Below are 17294 nucleotides of genomic sequence, written 5' to 3'. Positions count from 1 at the left end.
GCAATCAAAATTTTAGTCACATGAAAACGTACACAGTTGCGGAATTACTTGAGAAGAATCTTGTTTTACAAGAAGTAGAAGTTAAAGGTTGGGTTCGTACATTTAGAGCCAACAGATTTATTGCCTTAAATGATGGCTCTACTTTAAATAACATTCAATGTGTTGTAGATTTTGAAAATCTTGACGAGTCGGTTTTAAAACGTATCACAACCGGTGCTGCTGTTCATATTATAGGCGAGTTAACCGAAAGTCAAGGGAAAGGACAAAATGTAGAAATTCAGGTGTCTAAAATTGATGTTTTAGGCGATTCAGATCCTGAAACCTACCCTATTCAACCTAAAAAACACTCGTTTGAATTTTTAAGAGAAAACGCTCATTTGCGTACAAGAACCAATACGTTTAGCGCCGTTATGCGACTGCGCTCTTCGTTATCGTTTGCCATACACCAATATTTTAATGAGAATGGTTTCTACTACATGCATACGCCAATTATTACAGGTAGCGATGCCGAAGGTGCAGGTGAAATGTTTAGGGTAAGCGCATTGAATGCTAAAAATCCACCTTTAACAGAAGATGGTGAAGTAAATTATAAAGAAGACTTTTTTGGAAAGGAAACCAACTTAACAGTTTCAGGACAGTTGGAAGCCGAAACCTACGCTATGTCATTGGGTAAAGTCTATACATTTGGACCAACCTTTAGAGCCGAAAACTCTAACACATCACGTCATTTAGCTGAATTCTGGATGATTGAGCCTGAAGTAGCGTTTATGGATTTGGATGGCAATATGGATTTGGCTGAAGATTTCATGAAGTATGTTTTAAAGTATGTATTAGAACATAATTCAGATGATTTAGCCTTTTTAGAAAAACGTCTTTTGGACGAGGAAAAAACTAAACCTCAAGCCGAGCGTTCTGAAATGAGCCTTATTGAAAAAATTAAATTCGTTGTCGATAATAATTTCAAGCGTGTAAGCTACACGGAAGCTATTGATATTTTAAAAAATAGTAAGCCTAACAAGAAAAAGAAATTCAAATATCTTATTGAAGAATGGGGAGCCGATTTACAAAGTGAGCATGAACGCTATCTTGTTGAGAAACACTTTAAGTGCCCTGTAATTTTATTTGATTACCCAGCTAACATTAAAGCGTTTTATATGCGTTTAAATGAAGACGGAAAAACCGTACGCGCCATGGATATCTTATTCCCTGGAATTGGTGAAATGGTAGGTGGCTCACAACGTGAAGAACGTTTGGATGTTTTAAAAGAGAAAATGGCTGCTTTAGATATTGATGAACAAGAATTATGGTGGTATTTAGACTTGCGCAAGTATGGAACCGCTGTTCATTCTGGCTTTGGTCTAGGTTTTGAGCGCTTGGTTATGTTCGCCACAGGAATGGGTAATATTCGTGATGTTATACCATATCCAAGAACACCGCAAAATGCTGAATTCTAGATTGTATTCCTGTGTGCCACATTGAATTTGTCGAAATAAAGACAGGAATTACACTTAATCAAATTATAAGATAATTATCAAAAACAATCTGCGTTAAATTATTTATGTAGATTGTTTTTTTTATTTTTATAAAAACCCAAATAACAGCATGCTAAAGCAGTATTTACAATTTAAATTATCGCAAAAATTATCCCCTCAACAGATTCAGTTAATGAAACTGATTCAACTACCTACACAAGCTTTTGAACAACGTTTAAAACAAGAACTTGAGGAGAACCCAGCTTTAGAAGGTGGTAAAGAATCGCTAGACGATGATTTTGATGACAATTTTGATAATAGTACTGACGACTATGACGATAATGAGTCTATTAACTCTGAAGACATCAACGTTGATGAATATTTGAGTGATGATGAAATACCAGATTATCGCACCCAAGCTAATAATTATAGTGCCGACGATGATGAAAAGTCTGTGCCTTATGCTGCAGGAACGTCGTTTACCCAACATTTAATCAATCAATTAAACACCTTTAGGTTAACCGATGAGGAACGTGATATTGCTGAATTTTTAGTAGGTAGTGTAGACGAAAGCGGTTATATACGTCGCGAAGTAAGTGATATTATGGACGACTTGGCATTTACCCAGAATGTTTACACAACAGAAGATAAAATTGAAGCGGTATTTAAAATTGTGCATCAGTTAGACCCAGCAGGTGTTGGCGCTAGAAATCTTCAAGAATGTTTAAGCATTCAATTGCACCGAAAAGAAAAAACTGCAGATACTGAACTTGCTATACAAATTATTGATAATGCCTTTGAGCAATTTAGCAAAAAGCATTATAAAAAACTGCTTCAGAAATTTGACATAACCGAAGACCAATTAAAAGGTGCCATAGGTATTATTGAGCATTTAAATCCTAAACCTGGAGGCTCTTACGCTGGTAATAACCGTATAGTTGAACATGTTGTCCCCGATTTTGCCATTAAAATTGTTGATGGTGAATTGGAATTAACCTTAAATGGCAGAAATGCTCCAGAGTTGCATGTTTCCCGAGAGTACAACAATATGCTAAAGGGTTATAAAGACTCTAAAGAAAAATCGAAATCGCAGAAAGATGCTGTTCAATTTATCAAACAAAAATTAGATGCTGCCAAATGGTTTATTGAAGCCATTAAGCAACGCCAACAAACTTTATTTGTCACCATGAGTGCCATTATGCACTACCAAAAAGACTATTTTTTAACTGGTGACGAGCGTAAATTACGTCCAATGATTTTAAAAGATATAGCTGATGAAATTGACATGGATGTTTCTACTGTTTCTCGTGTGGCCAATAGTAAATATGTTGACACGCCTTATGGTACAAAACTCATTAAGGATTTCTTTTCTGAATCTATGACAAATGATCAAGGTGAAGAAGTTTCTACTCGAGAGATTAAAAAAATTCTAGAAACGGTTATTGAAGAAGAAAACAAAAAGAAACCGCTTACCGATGAGGCTCTAGCTAAAATTCTTAAAGAAAAAGGATACCCTATAGCAAGACGAACAGTGGCCAAATATAGAGAACAATTGGATATTCCAGTTGCCAGATTGCGTAAAAAAATATAATGCATCAAATACTAAAAGGTTTATCGTTTGTTTTTCACCCTATAATAATGCCGCTATTGGGTGTTGTATTTTACTTTTCTAAATCGCCACGCTATATTCCCTATCAAATAGTTCAAGCTAAACTTATCTCACTATTTATTTTAACGGTTTTATTACCAATACTACTTTACTATTTACTTAAAACTTTAGGCAAAGCTACATCTATTTATTTATCAAACACGAAAGAGCGTATTATTCCATTACTATTAAATTCGGTTATAACCGCTTTAATTTTAATTCGCGTGCTCCCTAGCGATGAGATTATAGAACTCCATTACTTTTTTGTTGGTATTCTGTTTTCAAATCTTACCTGTTTGTTCTTGGCTATTTTGAAGTTCAAAGCCAGTATACACATGATTGCGGTTGGAGGTATATTTATGTTTTTTGTGGCTTTAAGTATTCATTTTAGTATTAACATAAATGGAACATTAGCTTTAATGGCTATCATTATTGGGGCTGTTGCCACTTCTCGTTTAGATTTAAATGCTCATGACTTTAAAGAATTGCTTGTTGGCTTCTTTATAGGTGTTGTACCACAGCTTATTTTGGTAAATTATTGGTTATAGCAAATAAAATATTAGTCCTACTTTAAGCGCATTCATATCGGTACTAAAATTACTGCTACTATTGATGTCACCTAAAATTGGATTAAGTCCATAATAAAAATAAATATTCCATGTATTATATCCCGCACTTATGGTTAACCCATATTGAAAATCACTAATGCTCTTAATATTGTTATTTTTAATTTTTCCTAATTCTCCTTTATATTTAGAACTGGTGGCAAAAACATACTCAATATTTAAACCTGTATAAATTCGCCAAAATTTATATTCGGATTGGGTAGATGTTCGCCATCTTATTTGGATTGGTAAATTCACAGTGTAAATCGTGAACTTATTTTTAGAGTACCCTATATTCTCTTCATCCAAAATGATGTAATCGTAATTTCCATTGCTATCTTTAGTGATTAATAGATTGTTGTTATAGGAATCTGCCGAAACACCTAAACCCACACCAAGTCCAAAGTTTCTATTTTTATTTAACGGAATATCTCGAATATACCCTAAATGAAATCCACTCGAAAATCCGCTTTGAGAGAGTCCGTTTGGCTTTTTACCCAGAATATTATAGGTAATGGCTGCATAAAATTGGTCTTCTAAATAGCGTGGATCTTCAATTTTAGAAATAGTATCTTGTTCTTTTTGTGCCATAGATTGTTGAAACCAAAGAATTCCGACAAGTAATAAAAATATATGCTTCATGGTATTGACTAACAAGATGAATTTAATAAAAAAAGACGTACTGATTTCTCAATACGTCTTTAAATTATAAAATTAAGAGTAAATTATTGGTTAAGGCTTGCAATAGCATCGCCTTGTCTAGTTTTATAATTAATTTTAAGGGCGTTAACTTTACGTAATTCCTGCTTAATATCAGAAACAAGTCCCATATTCGTTTCTTTATCCACACTTAAAACGGTGGTTAAAAACGGAATTTCTTCCTCACGCTTACTAGCACGCTCTGCTGCAATAAATGCTGCAATTTCTGACACATCAGCAAACTTATCATTTAATTGAACTCTAGCAACTGTACCCATATCTTTATAAGCACTACTAGGTTTACCTGCATAAATATACATTAACAAATTACGCTTAGCTAGCTTTTCAACCTGATCTGCAGCTGGTAATCTATTTTCAATTTTTAATGTGTTCTGACGCATAACTGTTGCAACCATAAAGAAGAATAACAGCATAAATACAATATCAGGTAATGATGCTGTAGAAATTGCCGGTAAATCACCTCCTTTTTTCTTTTTAAATTTAGACATAAATTATACGTTTTTATCTAATTAGACTTTCTTGGTTCCGCTTCAGAGAATTTCTGTGGGATTAAAAGCTTAATAGCTTCTAACTTATCCTTCAAGAACGCTTTCTCTTCGCGAGTAGTTCTAGCATCGTTGTATTTCTTTTCCGCTTCAACATAGCTCATATTCAAGTTTGGATAATCAATCACAAACTCTCTATTACGCAACTCGTTATAAGCTGCAATAATCTCGTTCTGAACTGCTATATAAGTTTCATAACTTGTAAATCTATCATTTTGTAAAGAAATAATAGCCTTATCAAAATTATCTGAAGAACTTGGATTACGTTTTCCTTTACAACGCTTACATGCATCTTCACCTGTACCTCCTCCATTATCTAAAAAAGCAACGGCTTCTTTTCTTAAATCTTTCAACTTAATCTCTCTACCTTCATTACCATTTGATTCCAAAAGAAGCTGGTTATATCTATTAACAGTAACTTGAAAAATGTTTCTTTTTTTAATAATAGGCGGTTCGGTTTCTTCTATTGGTGGCAACTTTCGATTTAGACCAGAGTCTATTTCAATGGTAGTTGTTACCAAGAAGAATATTAATAATAAGAAAGCAATGTCAGCCATTGAGCCTGCATTCACTTCCGGTGCTGATCGTTTTGCCATAATATTTATTTATTCAACATTTTTTTTACGCCTGAAAATAACATGGCTCCTCCGGCAATTAATACCAGAAAATAAAACATGTATAAACCTGCGCCTACCATTTTAGAACCATTTGCAGATAAAACTTCGCCGTCTCGTAAAGGTGTTTCAACGCCTGTAGCAAACGCGAAGTAGCAAATTAATGCTAACAATACAAAGGCTCCTACTCCTACTAAAGTATTCTTAAGTGTAGCTGTATTTGTAAACAGATTCTTTAAAACAAAGACCAATACAAATAACAACGTAATGCCCATAATAATGTAAGCTACAATTGCCATTGGTTCAACAATAGCAGTATCGCCCATTTCGGCAGCAGCTTTGATAGCCTCATCTCCTTCATTAATAATTCTAATTAAAAAGACAATTCCTGCCAGTCCTAAAACAGCTGCTACTATTTTTAAAATTTTGTGTAAATTCATAATTTAAAAATTATTGCTGTTAGTAATTACTTCTTGTTTCTAATCAATAAATCCATTAATGTTATAGAAGCATCTTCCATATCATTTACGATACTATCAATTTTAGCAATAATATAGTTGTAGAAAATTTGAAGAATAATCGCCACAATTAAACCAAATACAGTTGTTAAAAGTGCTACTTTAATACCTCCCGCAACAAGTGATGGTTGCATATCTCCAGCTGCTTGAATTTTATCGAATGCTTGAATCATACCAATTACTGTTCCCATGAACCCTAACATTGGTGCCAAAGCAATAAATAACGAAATCCAAGATACATTTTTCTCTAATTGTCCCATTTGAACACCACCATAAGCAATAACAGCTTTTTCGGCAGCTTCGATACCTTCGTCTGTTCTATCCAATCCTTGATAGAAAATAGAAGCAACAGGTCCTTTTGTATTTCTACAAACTTCTTTTGCTGCATCTACACCACCTGATTGTAATGCATCTTCAACATCTTGAGTTAATTTTTTAGTATTAGTAGTAGAAAGGTTTAAAAAGATAATTCTCTCGATGGCTATGGCTAAACCAAGAATTAAACATAAAAGTACAATACCCATAAATCCTGGTCCACCTTCTATAAAACGTTTTTTAAGCTCTTGGTGAAATCCTAATTCCTCTGCAGCCGTATCATCAGCAGCATCATCTTGAATTGTAGTAACAACTGTATTTGCATTTGTGTTTGCATTTGTAGTTGCGTTAGCTGTTCCGAATGCCATAAAACATAAAATGGCTAGGATAGAAAATAATCTTTTCATTGTTCTTGTTCTTAATTTTATTAGTTAAAGTGTTAAAGATATAAAAAAATTGTAATTAAAAAATTAAAATTACAGCAGAGAGGAAGGGATTCGAACCCTCGATACGCTTTTGGCGTATACACACTTTCCAGGCGTGCGCCTTCGACCACTCGGCCACCTCTCTGTAATTAATTTTATTACAGTGTGCCAAATAACAAAAAAACTAGCAAAGCTGAAAATTTTGTAAGTTAATTTATTGCCATTTTTTAGGTTAACTCCCCTCTTAACGGTGTTTCAAAAACGGTTTTAAAGGTTTTTGATGAAATTTCTTCACCTAATAAATACATTAGCTTTGTTATAGCTGCTTCTGTTGTAATATCCTTTCCTGAAATTACACCTATATTTTTTAGCTGCGAACTTGTTTCGTATTGACCCATATTAACACTACCTCCCGAACATTGAGTTACATTAATAATATGTATATTATTTTTAATAGCTTCTTTTAAAGGTTGGATAAACCAGTCTTCATTTGAAGCGTTGCCGGCTCCATATGTTTCTAATACCACCCCTTTAAGGTTGGGTGTCTTTAAAATACTTTTTAAAATGGTTCCTGAAATTCCTGGAAATAATTTTATTAGGGCAATGTTTGTATCAAATGTTTTATGCACAACTAATTTTTTTCTTGCATTGGGAAGGAAAAGCGCCTCGTTGTTTAGTTTGATATGCACACCTGATTCGGCTAAATGTGGGTAGTTTAGAGATTCAAAGGCTTCAAAATGTTCTGCATTGATTTTAGTGGTTCTGTTACCCCGATATAATTTATATTCAAAATACAAACACACTTCCCTAATTACGGGCTTGTTTCTATATTGCAACGATGCCATTTGAATAGAAGTAATTAAATTCTCTTTTGCATCGGTTCGTAAATCTCCTATGGGTAATTGAGATCCCGTTAATATAACAGGTTTTGCTAAATTTTCTAACATAAAGCTTAATGCTGAAGCCGTGTAACTCATGGTATCACTGCCATGCAACACCACAAAACCATCATAGTTATTATAATTATTTTCAATAATAGTAACTTGCCGAACCCAATAATCTGGGTTCATGTTAGAAGAGTCTATGGGGTCATCAAAAGATACCGTTTCAATATTACAGGTAAGCAGTTTTAATTCTGGAATTCGTTTTAAAAGGTTATTAAAATCAAATGATTTTAATGCACCTGTATTGGGATTTTTAATCATCCCGATAGTACCTCCTGTATATATCAATAGAATGTTTGGGTTGTTGCTTTCCATGAATTAAATATTAAAAACGTCTTTTGAATTTTGAGTCGTAATTTCGGCTATTTCTTCTTGAGGCAACTGGTATAACTCTGAAAGCTTTTCCAAAACCTTAACGATATAACTGCTTTCATTTCGCTTTCCCCTATAAGGTTTTGGAGCTAAATACGGCGAATCGGTTTCTAGAACAATATGTTTTAAATCAATCTCATTAATAAATTGGTCTATTTTACCGTTCTTAAAGGTTACTACTCCACCAATACCTAATTTCATATTAAAGGAAATGGCTCTTTCTGCCTGCTCTTTTGTTCCTGTAAAGCAATGAAAAATTCCATACAAATCGTCTGATTTCTCTGTTTCCAAAACTTCAAAAATTTCATCAAAGGCATCTCGACAATGAATAACTATGGGCAGTTTATACTTTTTAGCCAATTGTATTTGGTGTTTAAATGCTTGTTTTTGAATCTCCAATGTTGATGTATCCCAATATAAGTCAATTCCAATCTCACCAATTGCAAAAAATGATCTTTTAGCCAACATATCTTCCACATGGGCTAATTCCTCTTTATAATTTTCTTTTACCGAAGTGGGATGCAACCCCATCATTAAAAAAACATGTTTCGGAAATTCCTGCTCTAACTGTAGCATGGAATTTGTATATGAAGAATCAATAGCTGGAATGAAAAAACGTGTAACATTATTATCTAAAGCGCGTTTAATCATTTCTGGTCTATCCTCGCCAAAAGCTTCACTATATAAATGCGTATGGGTATCGGTAATTATCATAAGGCAAAAATATATCTTTTTACATTACTATCTTTGCTATAAACTATTAGTTATGGAAAGCATTCAAGATTTTCTCCTAAATAAAGGCTATACCAAGGTTAAATTAAAGCTAACCAAAACCAATCATTTTGAAATTAAAGCAACTATTAATGGTGTTAAAGGGCGTTTTATTTTAGATACTGGCGCATCTAATTCTTGTGTTGGGTTTGATGCTATTGATAATTTTAAATTAAAGGCTAAAGACTCTGAAGTTAAAGCAGCTGGTGCCGGCGCTATTGATATGCTAACACAAATTTCAAAAAAGAATAAACTAAAAATAGGCAAATGGAAACAAGATAAGGTCGCTTTAATCCTATTTAATTTGTCTCATGTTAACACCGCACTTACAAATCATAATGCCGAACCTGTAGATGGCATAATTGGTGCAGACATTTTAAAAAAATCAAAAGCTATCATTGATTACGAAAAGAAATATTTGTATCTAAAAATGTAATGCAATTCTTATAATTTGTTATTTTTATGGCATAATCCAAATCAGTCTTCTACACATGACCCCTTCTATAATTATTGCTGATGATCACCCACTCATGTTAAGAGGTCTGAACGACTTTCTAGAATCAAAAGGGTACAACATTATTGGAAGTGCTACTGATGGTCAAGAAGCATACAATCTTATAATAAAGCTAAAACCACAAATAGCTATTTTAGACATTAGAATGCCTTATAAAACAGGACTGGAGGTAGCAGAGGAGTGTCAAAAAAACAATATTGAAACAAAAATTATTTTAATAACCTTTGATAAAGGTGAGGCTCTTTACGACAGGGCTAAAGATTTAAATGTTTATGGCTATATATTGAAAGAATTTGCCATAGAAGAAATAGAAAAGTGTATTGAGAATGTTAAAAAAGGAAATCCTTACTTTAGTGATGAAATAGCTACTTACCTCACTGAATCTATCCCTTTGGCCAAACCTGTTGACATAAAAGGTTTAACTAAATCTGAATTAAAAATACTTAAGTATATAGCAGATAATTACACCAGCCAAGATATTGCTAATACTCTTAAAATATCTATCAGAACGGTAACAACGCACAGAAGCAATATTGTCCATAAATTAAAGCTTGAGAACCGTCCTTCATCTTTATTTCTTTGGGCAACAAAAAACAAAAGCTTATTATAAAAAATACGTACAAGTACGTATTTTTTAATACCTGATTATTATGTAATTTTACATTGCTATTAATCAAGTTCTATATTTAGGGAGAACTTAAAGGCTTTGAAGCAAATTGTTTTGAAGCCTTTTTTTATGAAAAATACGTATAAGTACGTATTTTTTTTAGTTCTAATTCAACGTACTTTTACACTGCTATTAATTATTACAGGGAATTGTTAGAGGCTCATTACCATTAAAAAGGTTTTGAGCTTCTTTTTTGCAAAAAATACGTATAAGTACGTATTTTTTATACAGTAAATACATCTTAAATTTACATTCCCAAAATTCTTATAATAATGCCTGAACTACCAGAAGACAATTATATTATGGAAACAAATAGCAGCAAAAATACGTACTTTATAATTGGATTAGTCATAGTTGTAATTACTGTAATTTCGATAAATATTCTTGTTAGTTTTTTTTAGTTAGTTAATTACAAGAAAAAAGCGCCAACTATTGAGCTGGCGCTTTTTATTTTTTTATCCTGAAAATATTATAATTCAAGTGCTTGCTTAATATTATTATCCATTAGCAGTTCTGTTGGATTTTCTAAAGCTTCTTTTACAGCTACTAAAAATCCTACAGATTCTTTACCATCTATAATTCTGTGATCGTAAGATAGTGCCACATACATAATTGGTCGGATTTCAACTTTGCCATCAATTGCAACAGGTCTTTCAACAATATTGTGCATGCCTAGTATTCCACTTTGCGGTGGATTTATAATTGGTGTAGACAACATACTGCCAAAAACACCACCATTAGAAATGGTAAATGTACCGCCTGTCATTTCATCTACAGTAATTTGACCATCACGAGCACGAATTGCCAATCGTTTTACTTCGGCCTCTACACCTCTAAACGTTAATTTTTCAGCATTACGAATAACAGGTACCATAAGGCCTTTTGGACCAGATACTGCGATAGAAACATCAACAAAATCATAGCTAATCATTTCCTTACCGTCAATCATTGAATTAACTGCAGGATACATCTTTAATGCTCTAACAACAGCCAAAGTAAAGAATGACATAAAGCCTAAGCTCACACCATGCTTTTCTTTGAACGCTTCTTTATATTCTTTACGTAAGGCAAAAATAGGTGACATATCTACCTCGTTAAAAGTAGTCAACATTGCCGTTGTATTTTTTGCTTCCACTAAACGCTCCGCTACTTTACGTCGTAGCATAGACATTTTACTTCTTGATGTACCTCTTCCTTCTACATTTACCTCTTTACCCATTGATGGAACTGCTTTAACAGCATCTTCTTTAGTAATTCGGCCATCTTTACCTGTGCCAACAACATTCGATACTGATATATCTTTTTCAGCCAATATCTTTTTTGCAGCTGGACTTGCCGTACCTGTTGCATAAGTATTGCTCTCACTACTTACAACAGTTGTTTGAGCTGGTGCTTCGGGAGCCTTATCTTTTATATCTATAGAAGCTGAAGCTTGACCTTCTGGTTTTTCAGCACTAGTATCAATAAGGCAAACCACTTGACCTACTGCAACGGCATCGCCTTCTTCGGCTTTTAGTGTAATTGCCCCACTTGCTTCTGCTGGAAGTTCTAATGTAGCTTTATCACTATCTACTTCTGCAATAGCCTGATCTTTTTCTACATAATCACCGTCTTCTACTAACCAAGTAGCAATTTCGACTTCTGTTATAGATTCCCCAGGAGAGGGAACTTTCATTTCTAAAATCATTCTGTTTCCTATTTTAGTATTCTTTAATTAACGTTGGTTGTTTTTTGTTTTGTCAAAAACATAATCTATCACCTCTTGATGTCTTTTTTTAGAACGCACGGCACTACCAGCTGCTGGCGCACTGTATGCTCGTCTTGAAGCTGCTCTAAACGTTTTGGCTTCATCCAAGTGCATAAGCATATGACTGTAAGCACCCATATTTCTAGGCTCCTCTTGTGCCCAAACTACATCATCAGCACCTTTATATTTGCTTAAAATGTTTCGTATTTCATCAATTGGTAATGGGAACAATTGCTCTATTCTTACCAATGCAACATCATCGCGTTCCAATTTTTCACGTTCTTCCAATAAATCGTAGTAGAATTTACCTGTCATAAAAACTAATGTTTTTATTTTGGAAACTTCAGCTTGCTTATCGTCTATAAGCATTTGGAAACTTCCATTTGCAAACTCATCAACTGTTGAAATAACACGTGGATGCCTCAACAAACTTTTAGGTGTGAAAACAATAAGTGGTTTTCTAAAATTAGCCTTCATTTGTCTACGTAACAAATGATACATATTGGCTGGTGTTGTACAATCGGCAACATACATATTGTCTTTAGCGCACAATTGCAGATAGCGTTCCATACGTGCTGATGAATGTTCTGCGCCTTGACCTTCATATCCATGAGGTAATAACATAACCAAACCATTCTGTAATTTCCACTTATCTTCTGCAGCTGAAATATATTGGTCCAACATGATTTGAGCTCCATTACTAAAGTCTCCAAACTGTGCTTCCCAAATAGTGAGGGTTTTAGGGCTAGCCATTGCATAACCGTAATCAAAACCAACAACACCATATTCTGACAACAACGAATTGTAAATAAAGAATTTGCCTTGATTGTCACTTATAGTATTCAGCAACACAACTTCTTCTTCGCTATCTTCAACTTTAACTACTGCATGACGGTGTGAAAATGTTCCACGTTCAACATCCTGACCTGAAATTCTGACATCATGCCCTTCTTCTAAAAGTGTTCCATAAGCTAAATGTTCTGCCATAGCCCAATCTAACTTATCTTCATCAAACATAGTTCGTCTAGATTCAACCAATCGTGATATTTTACGGATGAATTTTTTGTCTTTAGGTAATGTTGAAATAACATCGGCAATTTTAGACAAACCTTCTTTAGAATAGGTGGTATCTATTCTCTTCATCATTTCATCTTCTTGAACAGATGTATAATTCTCCCATTCATTCTGCATAAATGCTGTTATAACAGTCTTATCCTCTTTTCGAGAATCTTCTAAATTCTCTTCTAATTTAGATTTATAATTCTCCTCCAGTTGCTTTACATATGCCTGATCAACAACACCTTCAGACATTAATCGTGCAGCATATATATCTCGCGGATTTTGATGTTTTGCAATTGCTTTGTATAGTAAGGGCTGCGTGAAACGTGGCTCGTCACCTTCATTATGACCATACTTTCTATAACCCAACAAATCTATAAATACATCGCGTTTAAACGTCATCCTAAAATCTAAAGCAAACAACATAGCATGTACTACAGCTTCGGCATCATCTGCATTAACGTGTAAAACTGGAGATAGTGTTACTTTACCAACATCTGTACAGTAAGTACTAGATCGCGCATCTAAATAGTTGGTTGTGAACCCTATTTGATTGTTAACTACAATGTGAATTGTTCCATTTGTTTTATAACCATCAAGCTGTGCCATTTGCACAACCTCATAAACCAAGCCTTGACCAGCAATGGCTGCATCGCCATGAACAACAATTGGTAAAACCTGCGACGGATTTTCAGGGTACTTATCGTCTTGTTTAGCTCTAACTATTCCTTCTACTACTGCTCCAACTGTTTCTAGGTGTGAAGGGTTTGGCGCTATGTTAAGATTGATTTTTTTACCTGAATCGGTGATCCGGTCACTTGTCCAACCTAAATGGTACTTTACATCACCATCAAAAACCTCTTGCTCATAATCCTTACCATCAAACTCACTAAAAATATCTTTTGCCGATTTCCCAAATATGTTTGTAAGTGTACTTAAACGGCCTCTATGAGCCATACCCATCACAAACTCCTTAACATCATATTTTGAAGCTTTTTCAATTAATGTATCAAGAGCTGGGATTAGAGTCTCGCCACCCTCTAATGAAAATCGTTTTTGACCCACATATTTTGTATGCAAAAACGTTTCAAACGAAACCGCTTCGTTTAATTTTTTTAGAATATGTTTTTTCTCTTCAGCCGTGAAGTTTGGCTGATTGTCATTTATATTCAATTTACTTTGAATCCACTTAATCTCTTCTGGCTTTCTAATATACATATATTCTACACCAATGGAATCACAATATATTTTTTCTAAATGATCAATAATTACATTTAGCTTTTGGGCACCAATTCCTAAAATCTCACCGGCATTAAAAACGGTATCCAGATCATTTTGTGATAACCCAAAATTTTCAATTTCAAGTGTTGGCGCATATCTTCTTCTCGCTCGAACAGGGTTTGTTTTTGTAAATAAATGTCCGCGAGTCCTATAGCCATCTATTAATTTAAGAACTTGAAATTCCTTATGAACATGTTCTGGAATTTGTGTTGAAACACCTTCAATAATTTCGCCATCCATCCCATAATTCTCACTACCAAAATCGTAACCTTGAAAAAAGGCTCTCCAACTTGGTTCAACAGAATCAGGATTTTCTAAATATTGTTCGTACAAATCAGCGAAATAGGCTGTATGAGCGGCGTTTAAAAAGGAATATTTATCCATAAAATAGGTTAAAACTAAATCGTTCTAATAAATTTGTACAAAAGTACAACTTTTAAGAAAATTAGGTATGCTTTTATTATTTTTATAACATAGATTTAAAATATTTAAAATGAAAAAGAATACTCAAAGTAATTCATTAAAAAAAACAAGCGTTTTTCTTGTGCTTTTATTCGGATTGATATTTTCTGTACAGTCGCAAAACAAAAGTGAATTTTGGCAGCATGTTGCCTTTGGAGGCAGCGTTGGATTAAGTTTTGGCGATGGCTTTTTTGGCGGAACTATTGCACCAAGTGCCATCTACCGTTTTAATCCACAATTCGCCATGGGATTGGGCGCCAATTATACCTATAATGAAGAAAAGAACTTTTATAGGTCTTCAATTATTGGAGGCAGCTTAATTGGTTTATACAACCCCATACCACAGCTACAACTTTCAGCAGAGTTTGAACAGTTAAATGTGAACAGGAATTACAATAGTTCTACTCCTTTTTTAGATGAAAATTATTGGTATCCAGCATTGTTTATGGGTGTTGGCTATAACGCTGGGCCTGTAGCCATGGGTATTCGATTTGATGTTCTTTATGATAGAGATAAAAGTATTTATGCTAACTCATGGGCTCCATTTGTGCGGGTTTACTTTTAGTACTTGTTCCTGAACCAGACTTTTTGCCACTCACGCTGAAGTATCATAAAGGCAACTTTCTCAGACATTTCAAGAGTATCAATACCATCAAGTGTTTTAATTCTCTTTTCTGAAACATCAATAATATACAGTAAATTAAGATAATCCATAAATCGTTCCTGTATTAATTTATAGATCATTTCGTGCAATAACAATTTTAAACTCGTAGGCAAAACATCTTCAGAAAAGCTTAAATCTATATTAGCTAAGGCTAAATCCTTGTTAAGTTGTACAACCAACTGTTTATATAGCTTAAGACTTTCGGCTTCAGCAATTAATTCATTGAATGTCTGTGGTAATTGCATTAAACAGAACGGTTCATTAATTGTACTCCGAAAGCTTTTAATACTGCTTTTTTTGAATCAGAAATATTTAGATTGTCTAATACACTAAAAGCCTTGTTTGTAAACAACATAATTTCATTTTTTGTGGCAGCTGCAGCACCAGAAGACTCAAAAATTGATTTTATAGTTTCAATCTTATCTGTATGGTCGTTGGGTTTTAGACTGTATAAATGTTCTATTTGTTTCTTGTCTTCTTCTGAACCCAGTTCTTGTGTTTTTAAGTATAGAATAGTTTTCTTGTTTTCGATAATATCTCCACCCATTTGCTTGCCAAAGGATTTAGGATCCCCAAAAGCATCTAAATAATCATCTTGCAACTGAAAAGCAATACCTAAATTTTTTCCAAACTCATAAATATTATTCTGGTCTTGCACATTGGCTTTAGCAACAATAGCTCCCATTTTCATTGCAGCCCCTACCAATACCGCTGTTTTGTATTCAATCATTTTTAGATATTCAGCTATAACAACGTCGTCTCTAGTCTCAAAATCAACATCGTATTGTTGCCCTTCACAGACTTCTAAGGCCGTTTTGCTAAACAATTTAGCCAATGACTGAAATGTTTCACTCTCATAGTTTTCAAATAATTTATAGGCCATGATAAGCATTGCATCTCCAGACAATATGCCTGTATTAACATCCCATTTTTCATGAACCGTTTCTTGTCCGCGACGCAAAGGTGCATCGTCCATAATATCATCGTGAACTAAAGAAAAATTATGAAACACTTCAACGCTTAAGGCTGCATCAAGCGCTTTTTTAAAATCCACATCAAAAACTTCTGCTGTCATTAAGGTCAAAACAGGTCTTAAGCGTTTTCCTCCCAGTTTGAGAATATAATTTATGGGATTATATAAACTCGCTGGCTCTCGCTCCTTTAAAAACTCCTTTAAATGATTCGTAAAAGCCTCTTGATAAAATGAAATATTCTGCATTATGCAAAAGTAAAGTAATTGGCAGGATTAAAACAACTTCTTGATTGCAATGTTAAAAAATCATTAAAACTTTGGAAACTTTTTTTGTTTTTAAAGTTTCCTTCTGTACTTTTGCCAACAATTATGAAAGAAGATATTTTAAAAACAGCTGTTGATTTATTCTTAACCTATGGTTTTAAAAGTGTGACTATGGATGATATTGCCAATAATTTGGGCATATCTAAAAAAACCATTTACCAATACTTTGAAAACAAAAACATCTTGGTAGAAGAATCCGTAATGTACTTGTTCCAATTTATTTCAAGTGGTATTGAAGATATTAGGGATATGGAAAAAAATCCTATTGAGGAGATTTACGAAATCAAAAAATTCCTGATGCATAATCTTAAAGATGAAAAGTCATCACCACAATACCAATTGGAAAAATATTATCCCAAGATATTTAAAGATATTAAAGAAAAACAATATTGTGTAATGGATGATTGCGTGAGCTGCAATTTAGAACGCGGAAAAAAAATTGGTTTATATAGAGAGAATCTGAATGTAACCTTTATTTCTAAAATCTATTTTAATTGTATGATGTCATTAAAGGACAAGGGTCTTTTTCCTCTTGAGAATTTTTCAATGAAAACCCTTATGGACAACTATCTCGAATATCACTTACGCGGTATTTGTACGCCTAAAGGTCTTGAGCTGCTAAATGAATATTTAAAAGTCAATCAATCAAATTAA

The 17294-nt window shown here is 33.7% G+C and carries 18 protein-coding genes and 1 tRNA gene; 7 read left to right on the top strand and 12 right to left on the bottom strand.

What is annotated here, in order from left to right; all coding sequences use genetic code 11:
* Positions 1–20: 20 nt before the first annotated feature.
* The 3 genes from asnS (at position 21) to K7G76_RS13080 (ending at position 3668) form a co-directional block, all read left to right on the top strand.
* On the top strand, positions 21–1454 hold the full coding sequence (asnS, locus tag K7G76_RS13090) for an asparagine--tRNA ligase (RefSeq protein WP_223034671.1): 1434 nt from the start codon (positions 21–23) through the stop codon (positions 1452–1454).
* 148 nt (positions 1455–1602) lie between these two features.
* Positions 1603–3063 (top strand): RNA polymerase factor sigma-54, encoded by a 1461-nt coding sequence (gene rpoN / locus K7G76_RS13085; RefSeq protein WP_223034670.1) that lies wholly within the window; start codon positions 1603–1605, stop codon positions 3061–3063.
* Positions 3063–3668 (top strand): hypothetical protein, encoded by a 606-nt coding sequence (locus K7G76_RS13080; RefSeq protein WP_223034669.1) that lies wholly within the window; start codon positions 3063–3065, stop codon positions 3666–3668. Before rpoN ends, K7G76_RS13080 begins: the two co-directional genes overlap by 1 nt.
* Here the strand turns inward: K7G76_RS13080 and K7G76_RS13075 are convergent.
* From K7G76_RS13075 to K7G76_RS13040, 8 genes are all read right to left on the bottom strand, one after another.
* A complete protein-coding gene (locus tag K7G76_RS13075) occupies positions 3663–4367 on the bottom strand; it encodes a porin family protein (RefSeq protein ID WP_223034668.1) in 705 nt (234 codons plus the stop codon). The two genes, K7G76_RS13080 and K7G76_RS13075, sit on opposite strands and share 6 nt — an antisense overlap.
* A gap of 83 nt (positions 4368–4450) precedes the next feature.
* Positions 4451–4933, bottom strand: a complete 483-nt coding sequence (locus K7G76_RS13070; protein ID WP_223034667.1) for an ExbD/TolR family protein — start codon at positions 4931–4933, stop codon at positions 4451–4453.
* A 17-nt stretch (positions 4934–4950) separates the two neighbouring features.
* Positions 4951–5586, bottom strand: a complete 636-nt coding sequence (locus tag K7G76_RS13065; protein WP_223034666.1) for an ExbD/TolR family protein — start codon at positions 5584–5586, stop codon at positions 4951–4953.
* 5 nt (positions 5587–5591) lie between these two features.
* A complete protein-coding gene (locus K7G76_RS13060) occupies positions 5592–6044 on the bottom strand; it encodes a hypothetical protein (protein ID WP_223034665.1) in 453 nt (150 codons plus the stop codon).
* Positions 6045–6070: 26 nt separating this feature from the next.
* Positions 6071–6844 carry a MotA/TolQ/ExbB proton channel family protein gene (locus K7G76_RS13055; RefSeq protein ID WP_223034664.1) on the bottom strand — a complete coding sequence of 258 codons (774 nt, stop codon included), beginning with the start codon at positions 6842–6844 and terminating at the stop codon, positions 6071–6073.
* A gap of 75 nt (positions 6845–6919) precedes the next feature.
* Positions 6920–7007 (bottom strand) — tRNA-Ser (locus K7G76_RS13050).
* 82 nt (positions 7008–7089) lie between these two features.
* Positions 7090–8121, bottom strand: coding sequence for an asparaginase (locus tag K7G76_RS13045; protein ID WP_223034663.1), 1032 nt, complete (start codon positions 8119–8121; stop codon positions 7090–7092).
* 3 nt (positions 8122–8124) lie between these two features.
* Positions 8125–8892, bottom strand: a complete 768-nt coding sequence (locus K7G76_RS13040) for a TatD family hydrolase (RefSeq protein WP_223034662.1) — start codon at positions 8890–8892, stop codon at positions 8125–8127.
* A gap of 52 nt (positions 8893–8944) precedes the next feature.
* Between K7G76_RS13040 and K7G76_RS13035 the strand changes: the two genes are divergently transcribed.
* Entirely contained in the window at positions 8945–9385 is a 441-nt protein-coding gene (locus tag K7G76_RS13035) for a retropepsin-like aspartic protease (RefSeq protein ID WP_223034661.1), read from the top strand.
* 55 nt (positions 9386–9440) lie between these two features.
* Complete coding sequence (locus K7G76_RS13030; protein WP_223034660.1) at positions 9441–10073, top strand: response regulator transcription factor; 633 nt, start codon at positions 9441–9443, stop codon at positions 10071–10073.
* 526 nt (positions 10074–10599) lie between these two features.
* On the opposite strand, the gene odhB is transcribed toward K7G76_RS13030, so the two are convergent.
* Positions 10600–11817, bottom strand: a complete 1218-nt coding sequence (gene odhB / locus K7G76_RS13025) for a 2-oxoglutarate dehydrogenase complex dihydrolipoyllysine-residue succinyltransferase (RefSeq protein WP_223034659.1) — start codon at positions 11815–11817, stop codon at positions 10600–10602.
* Positions 11818–11844: 27 nt separating this feature from the next.
* Entirely contained in the window at positions 11845–14601 is a 2757-nt protein-coding gene (locus tag K7G76_RS13020; RefSeq protein WP_223034658.1) for a 2-oxoglutarate dehydrogenase E1 component, read from the bottom strand.
* A 109-nt stretch (positions 14602–14710) separates the two neighbouring features.
* Between K7G76_RS13020 and K7G76_RS13015 the strand changes: the two genes are divergently transcribed.
* Positions 14711–15244 (top strand): alpha-ketoglutarate decarboxylase, encoded by a 534-nt coding sequence (locus K7G76_RS13015; RefSeq protein ID WP_223034657.1) that lies wholly within the window; start codon positions 14711–14713, stop codon positions 15242–15244.
* Here K7G76_RS13015 and K7G76_RS13010 read toward each other — a convergent pair.
* The gene (locus K7G76_RS13010) at positions 15241–15588 is read right to left on the bottom strand and encodes a hypothetical protein (protein WP_223034656.1); all 348 of its coding nucleotides are present in this window, start codon (positions 15586–15588) and stop codon (positions 15241–15243) included. The genes K7G76_RS13015 and K7G76_RS13010 overlap by 4 nt on opposite strands.
* Positions 15588–16562 (bottom strand): polyprenyl synthetase family protein, encoded by a 975-nt coding sequence (locus K7G76_RS13005; RefSeq protein ID WP_223034655.1) that lies wholly within the window; start codon positions 16560–16562, stop codon positions 15588–15590. Before K7G76_RS13005 ends, K7G76_RS13010 begins: the two co-directional genes overlap by 1 nt.
* A gap of 123 nt (positions 16563–16685) precedes the next feature.
* Between K7G76_RS13005 and K7G76_RS13000 the strand changes: the two genes are divergently transcribed.
* Positions 16686–17294, top strand: a complete 609-nt coding sequence (locus tag K7G76_RS13000; RefSeq protein ID WP_223034654.1) for a TetR/AcrR family transcriptional regulator — start codon at positions 16686–16688, stop codon at positions 17292–17294.

Origin of the sequence: Hanstruepera marina (assembly GCF_019880635.1) — a bacterium.
GTDB lineage: Bacteria > Bacteroidota > Bacteroidia > Flavobacteriales > Flavobacteriaceae > Hanstruepera > Hanstruepera marina.
The sequence above is the reverse complement of the archived record's forward strand: the minus strand, read 5'-3'. Positions and strand labels throughout refer to the sequence as shown.

Bases quoted from the DNA above. Each gene is read 5' to 3' on its own strand.
- K7G76_RS13030 (WP_223034660.1), top strand. From the start codon at position 9,441: ATGACCCCTTCTATAATTATTGCTGATGATCACCCACTCATGTTAAGA.
- K7G76_RS13005 (WP_223034655.1), bottom strand. From the start codon at position 16,562: ATGCAGAATATTTCATTTTATCAAGAGGCTTTTACGAATCATTTAAAG.
- odhB (WP_223034659.1), bottom strand. From the start codon at position 11,817: ATGATTTTAGAAATGAAAGTTCCCTCTCCTGGGGAATCTATAACAGAA.
- K7G76_RS13010 (WP_223034656.1), bottom strand. From the start codon at position 15,588: ATGCAATTACCACAGACATTCAATGAATTAATTGCTGAAGCCGAAAGT.
- K7G76_RS13020 (WP_223034658.1), bottom strand. From the start codon at position 14,601: ATGGATAAATATTCCTTTTTAAACGCCGCTCATACAGCCTATTTCGCT.
- K7G76_RS13080 (WP_223034669.1), top strand. From the start codon at position 3,063: ATGCATCAAATACTAAAAGGTTTATCGTTTGTTTTTCACCCTATAATA.
- asnS (WP_223034671.1), top strand. From the start codon at position 21: ATGAAAACGTACACAGTTGCGGAATTACTTGAGAAGAATCTTGTTTTA.
- K7G76_RS13015 (WP_223034657.1), top strand. From the start codon at position 14,711: ATGAAAAAGAATACTCAAAGTAATTCATTAAAAAAAACAAGCGTTTTT.
- K7G76_RS13070 (WP_223034667.1), bottom strand. From the start codon at position 4,933: ATGTCTAAATTTAAAAAGAAAAAAGGAGGTGATTTACCGGCAATTTCT.
- K7G76_RS13045 (WP_223034663.1), bottom strand. From the start codon at position 8,121: ATGGAAAGCAACAACCCAAACATTCTATTGATATATACAGGAGGTACT.
- K7G76_RS13075 (WP_223034668.1), bottom strand. From the start codon at position 4,367: ATGAAGCATATATTTTTATTACTTGTCGGAATTCTTTGGTTTCAACAA.
- K7G76_RS13040 (WP_223034662.1), bottom strand. From the start codon at position 8,892: ATGATAATTACCGATACCCATACGCATTTATATAGTGAAGCTTTTGGC.
- K7G76_RS13065 (WP_223034666.1), bottom strand. From the start codon at position 5,586: ATGGCAAAACGATCAGCACCGGAAGTGAATGCAGGCTCAATGGCTGAC.
- K7G76_RS13055 (WP_223034664.1), bottom strand. From the start codon at position 6,844: ATGAAAAGATTATTTTCTATCCTAGCCATTTTATGTTTTATGGCATTC.
- rpoN (WP_223034670.1), top strand. From the start codon at position 1,603: ATGCTAAAGCAGTATTTACAATTTAAATTATCGCAAAAATTATCCCCT.
- K7G76_RS13000 (WP_223034654.1), top strand. From the start codon at position 16,686: ATGAAAGAAGATATTTTAAAAACAGCTGTTGATTTATTCTTAACCTAT.
- K7G76_RS13035 (WP_223034661.1), top strand. From the start codon at position 8,945: ATGGAAAGCATTCAAGATTTTCTCCTAAATAAAGGCTATACCAAGGTT.
- K7G76_RS13060 (WP_223034665.1), bottom strand. From the start codon at position 6,044: ATGAATTTACACAAAATTTTAAAAATAGTAGCAGCTGTTTTAGGACTG.